9 protein-coding genes are annotated in these 13,015 nt (G+C 47.3%); 3 read left to right on the top strand and 6 right to left on the bottom strand.

Annotated elements, in window-relative coordinates; all coding sequences use genetic code 11:
* Positions 1–63 precede the first annotated feature (63 nt).
* Entirely contained in the window at positions 64–1,284 is a 1,221-nt protein-coding gene (locus tag ABIE27_RS19355; protein ID WP_123065067.1) for an NAD(P)/FAD-dependent oxidoreductase, read from the top strand.
* A 115-nt stretch (positions 1,285–1,399) separates the two neighbouring features.
* Here the strand turns inward: ABIE27_RS19355 and ABIE27_RS19350 are convergent, their stop codons facing one another.
* The 4 genes from ABIE27_RS19350 to ABIE27_RS19335 form a co-directional block, all read right to left on the bottom strand.
* A complete protein-coding gene (locus ABIE27_RS19350) occupies positions 1,400–2,608 on the bottom strand; it encodes an MFS transporter (RefSeq protein ID WP_123065068.1) in 1,209 nt (402 codons plus the stop codon).
* Between the two features lie 131 nt (positions 2,609–2,739).
* Positions 2,740–3,306 (bottom strand): hypothetical protein, encoded by a 567-nt coding sequence (locus ABIE27_RS19345; protein WP_123065229.1) that lies wholly within the window; start codon positions 3,304–3,306, stop codon positions 2,740–2,742.
* A 125-nt stretch (positions 3,307–3,431) separates the two neighbouring features.
* Complete coding sequence (locus tag ABIE27_RS19340) at positions 3,432–3,809, bottom strand: DUF350 domain-containing protein (RefSeq protein ID WP_123065230.1); 378 nt, start codon at positions 3,807–3,809, stop codon at positions 3,432–3,434.
* A 112-nt stretch (positions 3,810–3,921) separates the two neighbouring features.
* The gene (locus ABIE27_RS19335; protein ID WP_429351254.1) at positions 3,922–6,288 is read right to left on the bottom strand and encodes an endonuclease MutS2; all 2,367 of its coding nucleotides are present in this window, start codon (positions 6,286–6,288) and stop codon (positions 3,922–3,924) included.
* A 194-nt stretch (positions 6,289–6,482) separates the two neighbouring features.
* Here ABIE27_RS19335 and ABIE27_RS19330 point away from each other — a divergent pair, with 194 nt between their 5' ends.
* Complete coding sequence (locus tag ABIE27_RS19330; RefSeq protein WP_123065070.1) at positions 6,483–6,842, top strand: phage holin family protein; 360 nt, start codon at positions 6,483–6,485, stop codon at positions 6,840–6,842.
* A 222-nt stretch (positions 6,843–7,064) separates the two neighbouring features.
* A complete protein-coding gene (locus tag ABIE27_RS19325; RefSeq protein ID WP_123065071.1) occupies positions 7,065–7,436 on the top strand; it encodes a cytochrome C oxidase subunit II in 372 nt (123 codons plus the stop codon).
* 105 nt (positions 7,437–7,541) lie between these two features.
* On the opposite strand, the gene ABIE27_RS19320 is transcribed toward ABIE27_RS19325, so the two are convergent.
* Both ABIE27_RS19320 and pheT read right to left on the bottom strand, forming a co-directional pair.
* Positions 7,542–10,367, bottom strand: coding sequence for a hypothetical protein (locus ABIE27_RS19320; RefSeq protein WP_429351253.1), 2,826 nt, complete (start codon positions 10,365–10,367; stop codon positions 7,542–7,544).
* 138 nt (positions 10,368–10,505) lie between these two features.
* A complete protein-coding gene (gene pheT, locus ABIE27_RS19315; RefSeq protein ID WP_429351252.1) occupies positions 10,506–12,959 on the bottom strand; it encodes a phenylalanine--tRNA ligase subunit beta in 2,454 nt (817 codons plus the stop codon).
* Positions 12,960–13,015: the final 56 nt, after the last annotated feature.

Here is a 13,015-nt window from a genome sequence, read left to right as displayed (position 1 = left end):
CGAGTTTATTGTTACCTTGAATGACAAAACTATACCAATGTGATGACAAAGGAGTTGTTTCAGATGGATCTCGTATATGGCACACCTTACTGGCCTTCAACTTATAAATCGGATGTGGATTATCCCACGTTAAACAGCGATACCTCATGTGACTGCCTGATTATTGGCGGCGGTATGGGAGGCGCCCTGACCTCCAGGTTGCTTGCGCAGCGTGGAATCGATACTGTGGTCATTGATAAGCGAAAAATCGCGCATGGAAGCAGTTCAGCCAATACAGGCCTGCTACAATATACCAATGACAAAACGTTGACATCATGTATCAACACATTTGGAGAAGAAAAAGGGGTTCGCTTTTATCAATTGTGCCGTGAAGCCATGCAGCAGCTTACCGAAATTGCCGGAAGTTTGCAAACCGATCCCTGGTTTATTCCGCGAACCAGTTTTTGTTTTGCCAGCTCTGAAGAAGATGTTGCTATCTTGGAGGAAGAATATCGAACGTTGCAAAAGTATGGATTTGATGCAGAGCTATGGAACCCAGATCAAATTCAAAGTCATTTTTCATTCACAAAACCAGCGGCTCTTTATACAAAGGGAGATGCGGAAGTAAATCCGTTTCGCTTTGTGCAAGGCTTGTTTGAATCAGCTACTAAGCATGGGGCACGAATCTACGAACAAACCGAAATGATTCACTGTGACTATGATGATGAGGGGGTATGGTGTTATACGCCCCATGGCAAAATCCGAGCTAAACAGGTTGTCTATGCTGCCGGATATGAAACTCAGGAGATTAAAAAAGACAACGGAGCCTATCTGAAAGCAACGTATGCGATTACCACTAAACCTCTCCCCGATCTGAGCCTCTGGCATGAACAAGCGATGATCTGGGAAACAGCACGTCCTTATTTGTACATGCGCACCACGCCGGATAATCGAATTATTGCCGGAGGACTCGATGAAGAAATACCAAACAAGGATCAGCGCGAGCTTCGTGCAAAGAACCAAAGTGATGTTTTGTTAGAAGAGGTCAAATCGTATTTCCCGCTTGACGCGCTTGAGGTGGATTATGCTTGGGGTGCTGTGTTTGGTAATACACATGATGGCCTTCCCCTCATTGGTACGCATCCAGATCACCCGCACTCATACTTTGTCGAAGGGTACGGAGGGAACGGAACGGTGTACAGCATGATTGCGGCCTCCCTAATAACCGATGCCATTAGCGGCGTCCAGAATGAAGATATGAAGCTGTTTTCTCTGACAAGAACGAACAAACCATCTCCAATTTAAATTGCAAAAACGAATAGGATGAAACACAGCTTCATCGTGTAAAATGACAAAAAGGGTACAGCTAAGGGGAAAACTCCCCCCTCTTGCTGCATCCTTTTATTTTTTTTATTAACTTTTATGAATCACGTGCTGTCGTCTTGATCAAAAGTTTCCTCATAAACATCCAGCCAAAGAGCGGAAAAGCCCCCAGGATGATAATGAGCCAGATTAACACTTTAGTAGATGGGGAGTTTAGCACCGTAATCATAAATACGGTCAAGCCAAAAAGCCGCCCGCACATCAGACTGAGTTCCCTTAATACGACAAGTTCAACCCTTTTCTCCACATTTTCGCCGCTCGTGCCCATCATGTCGAAACCTGCGGAGATCATCGGCAAAATATATAGCGGCATGGCTATAGCACTTCCGATTCCCATAAAGAGAAGTGTTCCATAAGTCACTTTCCAAAGCAGAGGTAACAACACCAAAAGCAGCAGTACGGAACCTGTTAACATCCCTTTAGATCGGTAATGAGGTTTAAACCATTTTCCTGCAGCCCAGTAACTGACTAATGCCACAGCTGAAGTAATAAGAGAAAATTGTCCAAGTTTATACTCCTGGGTTGTCGCCAGATAAACAAGCAGTGCAATCAAAAAGGCAAATACCCCTTCCCGAACGCCTTGGGCAAACAGCCCCATGGAGAGCGGACGCCAAGGACTCTTTGGTGTGGATAATTGCCGAATGGGCTCTGACCAGCAGTATGTTCCACTAACTTTTCGTTTTTTCAGAAAAAAACTGAAGATCACTGCGATGATATAAATGACAAGAGATACGGTGAATATAAGCTGATATCCTGTATTATCTGCCATACGTGAAATAATGAGCCCCGAAAACCACGGCCCAACAATGCCTGTCATGGAGCCCAGCAAGCCAACCCAGCCATTAAACAAGTCCCTATTTTCTCGATCCGTCACTTCGAAATAAACGACATTAAAGGCAATCCAGAACAACCCCAATGCACAACCTAGGAGCAACCCCAGCGGCCAGATCCAATCCACCGCGCTCTTTCCCGTCCAAAGCACAAGCATATAGAAAACACCAGATAATGCTGTCCCAAGCCTCAAAGCACTCATTTTATTATGTTCCTTGACCCACTTCCCCGCGAGCCAAAACGTGATGCCAATAGCCAGTTGCTGACTGATGGTAAACCAGCCGAGCATCGCGTAATCTGGACGGCTTTTCCATAGAAACACGTTCAAAAACGTACCGGACAATGCTCCGGCTAACGCAAACAATCCATTCACGCCTAAAAGCAGAATGGATTGTCTTCCCAAAGTAATCTTCATCTGCCCCTCCTCCATCACCTGATGCCAGCTTACGTGGACAGGCGGCTCTTAAGGGTTAACGTACCCCAAGCCGGAGGAAAACATGATGAATCTTTGGTGTTGTATAAAATTAGTTTTCAAACCAATGTAATCTATTCGTGTGCACTCAGGTTCTGAATCAAACGCAAACGGTCATCCTCAGACAAACTGTATTGAACCTGGAAACAACCAGAGCACACGTAAGTCAGCACCGTAAATGGAGATGACAAGACAACGCCTTTTCCAGAAGCTGCATTAGCCATTGGTGTGAAGGTATCCTGACTCGCTGTCTGCGTTCCAGCTAGAATCATAAATTCACGGCAGTTCGGACACTCGGGTACTTCCTCTTGCTGATCCAGTTGCTTTTCTACACCTTGTTCATATTGAATCAGATCGTTGCCCTCATCTGCATATTTGTTCAAAGTACGAAGTTCTGGCAACTTCAGCTCCACTTCATCGCCCCAAAGCGAAGTCAGGTCTGAAATTTGCTCTTTGTCATTTGAAATATTTTCCATGTCGAACTCTTCTTCACTGTCATCATTCTCTTCGTCGCCGATGTTAATGTTCAGTGTACGGTAACCCTTCAATTCATTGTGACAATACGGACACTCTTCTTCCGGACCCAGTTCCTCATCCCAAACAATCTCGGTTTGGCACCAAGGGCATATCGTTGTTTCCATCATGTATCAACCTTTCTCTTTCATTTCACATAATTACGTATTTAACACATAGATCACACCGATGGCAAAAAATACAATCGATGCCGCAAACAAAATCCGTATCAATATTTTCATCATCGATCCCCCTAGATAATGCTTGCGCCAATAACAAAGGACAGTGAGACAGAAATGATCATGGATATCAATCCAACTGCACGGTTATCTGCTTCAATCTCCCGGTCAATTGAAAACACCGGCGTCAGGAACTCGAACAAAAAATAAGCAATGAGCAGCAAAATAAACCCGACAATAGACCATGTCATTGCTTCATATACAGAAGATTTGGCCTGAATACAAAAACGGAGTACGTTGCAAATTCCGAAGATTTTCCCGCCTGTAGCCATAGCCACAGCCACATTGCCTTTTTTGATCTCCGTCCAGCATTTATATTTGGTCACCAGTTCGAAGCAAGCGAGAAAAACAAGCAGCTCCATAATGGCAACCGAGAAGAAACCGAGGACCATCCCCAGCGGATGAGACAGCAGTCCGTCAATCGCTTCTTTCACTCCCCATTCTCCTTCCGAATCTGCTGTCCGACTTCACTGGACAGCAGATTTTTTTTCATTCATGTTCAGGCTATTCCAGTTCAGCGACGGTTACACCGTTGCCTCCCTCTCCGTAATTGCCTAGACGATAACTTTTAATATGTTTATGCTTCCGTAGGTAATCCTGAATACCCGTACGCAAAATTCCTGTACCTTTACCATGGATAATATACACTTGACCCAAGTTGGCGAGGAATGCTTCATCGATAAAACGATCTGCTTCCATCAGTGCTTCTTCCAAATTCGCCCCCCGTAGATCCAGCTCACTCTTCACGTTACCATCTCGAGTGCGCTTCATGCCTGTGACTGGTTTTTGCTTTGGCTGTTTTGCTGCCGGCGCAGTTTGTTGCAACTCCAAATCATCCAGCGACACCTTCATTTTCATAATCCCGAGCTGCACAACAGCATCCTTGTTTCCTGCCATCTCCACGACATGCCCCTTCTGATTCAGACTGTAAACCAGAACTTCATCACCTGGGCCAATTGCACGTGCTTTTGGAGCGGCTGTTTTATTCACCGTTTTTTTACGTTTTTCCGGCTCTGCTTCATCCAGTTGCTTGCGAGCAGCGATCAATTTATGCTCCTTGACAGAAGCACCCTCTTCCAGGGCCAGCTGACGAAGATCAGCAATAATTTTCTCCGCTTCTGCACGAGCCTTATCTACAATGCTACGCGCATCTTCCTCCGCTTTCTCAATCCGGCGATCACGCTGTTGTTCCAGCTTTTCGAGTTCGGCTTGATGGCGGCTGCGCAGTTTTTCCATATCTTGGCGAAGCATTTCCGCTTTTAGACGCTCTTGTTCAGCTGTAAGACGGTTCTCTTCGAGGGAAGCGATCATGTGTTCAATCCGCTGGTCTTCTTCTTTCACTTCACCGCGAGCGTAATCCAGAATGTACGCTGGAAGTCCCAGTCTCTCTGCAATCGCAAAAGCGTTACTGCGTCCCGGTACACCAACCAGCAGACGGTATGTCGGACTCAGTGTATTGATATCAAATTCCATGCTGGCATTAATAACACCTTTACGCTCATACGCATAAGCCTTCAGCTCACTATAGTGAGTCGTTGCTACCATGCGGCAACCTGTCTGGTGCATATGCTCTAACATAGAGATCGCCAGCGCAGAACCTTCCGCCGGGTCTGTTCCCGCTCCGAGTTCGTCTAGAAGGATGAGACTTTTGGGCGTCATATTTTTCAAAATACGAATGATGTTGGTCATATGGCTAGAGAACGTACTCAGATTCTGCTCGATACTCTGTTCGTCACCAATGTCGGCATATATTGCATCGAATACACACAGTTGACTCCCATCTTCGGCTGGCACAAACAATCCTGACATGGCCATCAAACTTAATAGACCAATCGTTTTCAACGTTACTGTTTTACCGCCCGTATTTGGTCCAGTCACGATTATAGAGGTGTAGTCGTTACCAAGCTCTACATCAATCGGAACAACATGTTCAATCGGAATCAGTGGATGACGTCCTTTTTTCAGCTTGAGGAAGCCCCGATCATTCATTCGAGGCAATGTTGCTTTCAGTTCACGGGCTAAACGTGCTTTGGCAAAAATAAAATCAAGTGATGACAGCAAATCGACATCATATAACAGCCACTCCCCCTGCTCACTGACAAGGGCCGTCAATTTTTGCAAAATGATCTCAATTTCGCGCTCTTCCCGAATCCGGGTTTCGCGTAATTTATTGTTCATAGCCACGATGGATTCCGGCTCAATGAATAGAGTCGCTCCTGAACCTGACTGATCATGAACAATGCCGCCAAAATAAGAGCGGTATTCTGCTTTGACCGGAATCACAAATCGATCTCCACGAATCGTAATGAGCTGATCTTGCAGCATTTTGGATACGGTCGAAGAACGAATCATTGAATCCAGCTTTTCCCGAATTCGTGCTTCTCCCCCCCGCAGTTCACGGCGAATCTGTGCCAGCGTTACACTCGCACTATCTGCAACCTCCGCATTATCATCAATGCAGATACGGATAGCGTCTTCAAGCTCCTTCTGTTCCGACAACTGGTCACTGATATAAAAGAGCGATGCGATCGGCTCGTCCTCATGCAGCGTTGCAATCTGACGTTTCAACCGTCTGGCTGCATGTGTCGTCGTGGAAATGCCCAGCAGTTCATGCGGGTTGAGTGTGCCCCCAATCTCGGCTCGTTTTACAGAAGCCGTGATGTCTACAATTCCGCCAAAGGACGGGGAACCTTTCAGACGCTCAAAGGCGAAAGCTTCATCCGTTTGTTGAAGCAAACGTTTTACTTCTTCCAGGTCACTATTCGGCTCAAGCTGCTCTGCTTTTTTCTTGCCCATTGATGTTTGAGCGAAGCCGGTCAATGTATTTAGAATTTTGCGATATTCTAGTGTGTGTAATATTTTCGTATCCAAGTGTACAACTCCTTCCAAACTATACCTGTATTATAACGAAAGAAACGTTGTTGCGCTATTTAACGAATCCTTCCACACATAACTTGAGGTAAGACGCCACAAACTACATGTGTCAGGATTGTGCTATTCATTTTACTCCCTTAGAGTTCCCATGTTTATGCCCAATCCAATCTGAACAAAGGAGGTAAACCCCCATGAATTTTCTGGGCCATGTCGTACGATTTATTATCGCAGCTATCGTCTTAATGGTTGTAAGCTGGATCGTTCCCGGTTTCGCCGTTGGTGGTTTCTGGAGCGCCCTGATGCTTGCATTGGTCATCGCATTACTGGGCTGGATCGTTGAAGGCATCTTTGGCAAAAGAGTGAATCCTTTTGGCCGGGGAATCGTCGGCTTTATCGTAAGCGCACTGGTCATTTGGCTAGGTCAATATGTGGTTGATCACGTTGAGGTCAGTCTTCTCGGTGCCATTCTCGCCGCATTGGTCATCGGGATTATCGATCTCTTCATTCCGGTATCCACACCGTTTGATGCCGGACGAAACTCAAAAAGCTAAAAACTGCCTGTCATACTGGCAAACGCTCTAACAAGACATCTAAACCTCGGAAGGCCGTTGGCCTGAAGAGGTTTTTCTTTTTGAACATTAGTAACCAGCAGCAACTCGATAAATTTCAATAAAACGACATACCCCACATGTCCATGCATCGGCAGATTGCGGTATGATGACTTGAGAAATCATTCAAATTTGATCCATCTCACACGTTGAAGGAGGTACATGATGAAAAAAGGTGTAACATGGCTTGCTGCCTTAATGTTAATCCTTGTTCTTGCTGCATGCGGTAGCCCCAAAGATTCAGAAGCATCCGAGCCAGAGGTTACAGCCAGTGAGCAACTCGTGATCAAGGCAAGCAACTACGAATTTGATCAACCCGAATATCGACTGAAAAAAGGCGTGCCTGTGAAGATTGTTTATGAAAACGTCAACGGAAATCACGGTTTGCTCGTGCCTGAGTTCAATCTTCGGTTGGACACCCAAAAAAGTTCCAAAGTCATTATCCCAGATAAAGTCGGAGAGTTCGAAATGTCATGTTCCGTTTTTTGTGGTTCTGGACACAGCAGCATGATCTCCAAAATTATAGTAGAAGAATAACACCTCAAGACAAGAGCCCCCGCAGCGACGGGAGCTCTTTTTGTATTATAACAAATTATGCAAGAGTTCGCTGATCAACCATCGAGGGACGAAAGAGTCTATCCGCTACGTCTGATCCTGCTCAATCAATTCAATCCATTCGTTATATTCCGTCTGTAACTTCGTATATTCATCGTGCAGCTGACGATACTCCGTATTCAACTGCTCTGCCTTTTCTTGTTCCATCTCCCGTTCAACCTGCAGCAATCGAAGCTGGTTGGCTGCCAGTTCATAACGTTCACCTATTTCGCGTAGTTCATTTTCCATGATCTGCTTCTCTTCATCAGCCTCCACTTGTTGCTGTTCCCGCTTCAAACGCTCCTTGAGCAACTGGTCTCGTTCTTGTACCAGTTCTTCGAGCTTCTCGGAACTTGCTGCACTCTCACGCTGCCACGCTGTCAATTCACTCTCGAGCGCTGTCCAGCGATCCTGCCATGCCTGCTCCTGCTCCGCCCATTCGTCAGCACGTACCTTCCATACCTGTTCGTTCTGCTCTGCCGACTGAGTTGCCTGTTCCAACTGAGAGCGAAGCTCTTCTTCACGTGTCACCAGTTGTTGAATTCGAGAAGACAGTTCCGCCTGATTGGCGGCTAGATCCTCATATTTAATTTGCCATTCGAGAGCTTCCTCTTCCGTCTGCGCGAGTTGATTCGCTTGCTCTGTATAACGCTTGGCAAGCTGTTCAGCGGACTGTCTTGCTTCGTTCAGCGATTGCTCCAGCGCATTCTTCTCCGCTTCGAGTTCACTCATCAGCGAACCAGCATTCTCTTCTCGTTGAAGAGCATCGCTGTAATCGTTACGGATCTGCTTATATTGCTCCTGCAGACGACTCAATTCCTCTTTGGCACCATGCAATTCATCGCGAGTATCATTTAATTCCTTATGCTGGTCATCTAACTCCTTAAGATGTTCACTCAGCTCACTACGAGTGCCCTGAAGTTCCTCATTCAATTGTTTGAGTTTCTCTTCCAGGTGCTCGTTTTCTTTCTCATAACGAACGGCTTCTTCATTGTAAAGACGTGCTTCTTCCTTCACGACAGAAAGTTCATCATGCAAGGACTGCACACCAGCCTCCAGCGTCTCATTCTGATCAGCCGCCTCGAGAATCTGATTCTCCAGATCGCCAATATCAGCGAGCCTCTGTTCAGCAACTTTTTTCCAAGATTGTTCACTTTCCGTCAATGTTGTGATCTCATTTTGTAATGTACGGACAGCTGCATGCGCTTGCTCAAGCACCTTGTGTAGTCTGCGCTGTTCTTCTTCTGATTTCGCTTCTGCTTCAAGCAAATGCTGCGCATCCTGTTCAAGCTGCGCATGCTGCTCCTGGAGTTTGCGCAGTTGAGCTGTGAGCGCTGTTTCACGATCCACTGCTTCATTATACTGATCTTGCCACTGTTGCTGAGACTCCTGTGTCTGTTTCAACGACTGCTCCGTTTCACGAAGTTTGTTTTGCAGATCATTGCTGTCTCCTCTCAACTGCTCTAATTGTTGCTGGAGCTCCGCAATTCGACGTGTCTGGGTCTCCTGTTCCTGAATACGGATCTCGTGCTCCTGTCGCAACGACTCCACTTGGGTACGTTCCGCTTGAAGCAACTGTTCTTGCTCAGAAACCACTTCCTGCGCATGTTGAAGCTGACTCCGAACCTCGCCCAGTTGTTCATTGATCTCCGTTATTCGAGCATTTGCCTGAGCGCGTTCTTCCTCCAACTGACGAGCCAGTTTACGCTGCTCTTGCTGGAGCATTTCCTCAGCCGCAGCCGTTGCCTCAGCTGTACGGGTGGCCGCTGCTTCTTGCTCTTCTTTCAATTGTTCTTCATAGAATGCCTCTTTCTCCATCCATTCCAGTTCGGATTGCTCAGAGAGAGCCTTAAACTCAGCCCGCAACTGCTCCAAGGCAGCCTGGTGCTTCTGCTCAGCGTCAGCAAGCCATGCTTCATGTTCCTGTTTCGCTTGCGCTTCGAGCGCATCTGCCTGCTTCCGTGCATTCTGTTCAGCTTGCTCCAGACGTTGCTTCATTTGATTTTCAAGTTCGCTATATTGAAGGGCCGCCTCTTCCTGCACCTGCTTCAATTTGAGTTCAGCCTGCTCCAGTTCCAAGAAGATCGCTGCTTCTGCCTCTTCTTTGGCCGCTTTTACCTGTTCTGCTGCCTGAACCTGCAGTTTTTGGCGCTCTGCTACAGCCTTGCTTTCGGCTTCCTTCAATTGTGCCGCAGTTCTGTCCTGCAACTCCTTGTACTCGGCCGAGGCTTTGGCCCGCACCTGCTGCAACTCAGCTGCAGCACGGTTCTGTGCTTCTTTAAGCTGCGAAGCAGATTGAGCCTGTACTTGTTTGAGTTGGTTTGCTGCTTTTTCCTCTGTTTCCTTTACACGTGAATTGCCTTTCGCTTCTGCCTCTTTGAGTTGTGCCGCGGCTTGTGCCTGCAGCTTCTGGATCTGATCCTTCATTTGGCTGCGCTCTTGCTCCAACATCGCATTCAGTTTGGTGATTTCAGCCTGTTTGTCTGCCGTGAGCTTTTGCAAAGCCTGCTCCGCTTCAATCTTCTGCTGGCGCACTTCAGCGAGAGATTGATCTCGTTGCTGCAATTCCTTTTGGTGTTCACTCTGAATGGCGTTTAATCGGTTCAATTCATTTCGAAGTTCTGTTCGTTCTCCCGTCAGCATCTTGAGCTCATTTCGGATCTCCTGCGTCTGAAGAGACTGCTCGGCCATATGTACGGCCGCAAGTACAGCAATACGCGGCGTGTCCAAACGGGAATGACTTTTGGAGATAGCGCTCATACGCTCATCTACCAGATTAGCTACTTGTTTCATATAATCGGCACTGCTGCCGACCAGTTTATAGGAAGTCCCGTAGATCTCTACGGTGACGCGTGTACGATCAGGTGTAGTCACAGTTGTGCCCTCCTTCAAGTCTGTATGTTGATTCTAAGCTGTAATGACAAAAAAGTCACATCGATCCTCTAATGCTAAGGATTCGATGTGACTTCAAGCAATTCCTGCTAATCTTTGTTCAAAAAATTGACTTCTGTCCTATTTGCGCAGTTCTGCGTTGAATTGCTCTTCCAGATGTGTTACGACACGCGCATGAACTTCAGTAATCTCTTCGTCGGTTAGCGTGCGCTCACGGTTCCGGTATACCAGCGCCATCGCCACACTTTTCTTGTCTTCCCCCAGCTTGCTACCTGTAAATACATCGAATACCTGTACCGTCTGCAACAGCTCCCCAGCGGATTCACGAATTGCACGAAGCATGTCACCGGCTTCAATATCTTTGCTTACCACCACAGCAATATCACGCTCCACTGCCGGGAAACGCGGAAGTTCACGATAACGAATATCCGCATCCGCTTCCTGATATATCGCTTCAAGAACAATTTCAGCAACATAAACATCATTTAGATCATATTGTTGCTGTAATTCTGGATGCAATTGACCGAGAGTACCGATCAATGTGCCTTCACCGCCGTCTTTGCCATCCAAATAGATAGAAGCAGAACGCCCTGGATGAAATCCTTCCGGACTGTTCGCTACGAAACGAATCCGCTGTTCCAGCCCCAAATAAGCAAACAAGTTCTCAAGTGCACCTTTGATGTCAAAGAAATCCACTTTCTCTGCTCCGACATTCCATTGTTGCGCTACACGATTACCCGTAAGCAACATGGAGAGTACCGGTATTTCATGAGGCTGCTTCGTCAGCTTCTCTTCCTCCGTGAAGAAAACACTGCCCACTTCAAACACAGCAAGCGAATCCTGCTTCCGGTTCATGTTGTATACAGCAGCATCCAGCATCTGCGGCAAAATGCTCGTACGCAACACACTACGATCTTCACTCATCGGCATAGCCAGCTTAACCGCTTTGCTTCCTTGTGTAAGAGCAGGGAACAGCACTGCTTTGTCTGGATGAACAAAGGAATAACTGATCATTTCCTGCCAGCCGCTGCCAGACATCAACCCACGGATGGTACGACGAATGGCTTGAGGACGGGTATATGCTCCTGGTGTAGTCGGGCCTTCGATCCACGTTGTTGGAATGTTGTCGTACCCGTATAGACGGGCTACCTCTTCGAACAGATCCACATCCATCGTGATATCCCCTCTACGAGTAGGCACTTCCACATCGAGAACCCCCTGCTCCGCATCACCACATGCAAAGTGCAACCGGGCAAAGATTGTTTTCACCTCAAGCAGAGATAGATCCGTGCCCAAGTAACGGTTAAGTCTGTTCAGAGACATTTGAATGACACGCTTCTCGGAAGATTCAGCGCCCGCTTGAACAATCCCTTGATGCACTTGGCCTGATGCATAACGCTGAATGAGTTCAGCCGCACGATCCAAAGCCGTAATCACCGCACCCGGGTCTACTTCTTTTTCAAAACGCAAGCTTGCTTCGGAACGCAGCCCCAGTTGGCGCGATGTCTTCCGAACCGTTCCGCCATCGAACTTGGCGGACTCCAAGAGCAGATTCACGGTGCTTTCCGATACCTCGGAATTTTCACCACCCATAACTCCAGCGATGGCAACAGGCTTCACGCCGTCGGTAATCAGCAGCATATGCGGTTCCAGCTTACGCTCCTGTCCATCCAACGTCACAATCGTTTCGCCTTCATGTGCCATACGCACTTCAATACGTCCGTTCTCCAGCTTATCTGCATCAAATGCGTGCAGCGGCTGACCATATTCCAGCATGACATAATTCGTAATGTCCACGATATTGTTGATTGGACGAACACCAGCTGCCATGAGACGGTTTTGCATCCACAGCGGGGAAGCACCCAGTTTGATGCCAGTCACATAACGAGCTGCATAATGGATGCATTGCTCCTGAGCTTTGATCTCTACAGAAATATGATTAGCCGCTTCATCACCAGCTTCGACCAGCTGATCTTTCGGATTCGGCAACGTCACTTCGCGTCCCAGGATCGCACCCACTTCGTATGCTGCACCCCGCATACTCAAGGCGTCGGAGCGGTTCGGCGTCAAATCCAGTTCCAGCACATGATCATCCAAGCCAAGCACCTGGCTAATTGGCGTGCCAACCTCTGTGTTTTCCGGCAGAACAAGAATACCTTCCTGTTGCTCTTTAGGCAGCAATTTGTCGTTCATGCCAAGCTCTTTGGCAGAACAAATCATACCAAGCGATACCACGCCGCGCAGCTTCGCTTTTTTAATATCCAGCCCGCCTGGAAGCTTTGCACCAACAAGGGCTACCGCTACCTTTTGACCCGCATCCACATTTTTCGCGCCACATACGATCTGCAGCTCTTCCTCTTGCCCTGCATCAATTACACAGACATTCAGCTTGTCCGCGTCCGGGTGTTTCTCCTTACTCTTCACGTAACCAACAACAACCTTGTTTACCCCTTGGTTGCGGTTCTCCACAACATCAATCTCGATCCCTGCACGGGTGATTTTCTCTGCCAGCTCCTGTGGTGTTACACCTTCAAGGGCAATATAATCAGACAGCCAATCTGTCGATACTCTCATGCACGTTCACTTCCTTAATCTTTGTATTAGTTTTGACGTTCATTGACGTTCAATAT

The organism is Paenibacillus sp. 4624 (assembly GCF_050435065.1).
GTDB classification, from domain to species: domain Bacteria; phylum Bacillota; class Bacilli; order Paenibacillales; family Paenibacillaceae; genus Paenibacillus; species Paenibacillus amylolyticus_D.
This window is presented reverse-complemented; position numbering and strand designations above follow the sequence as displayed.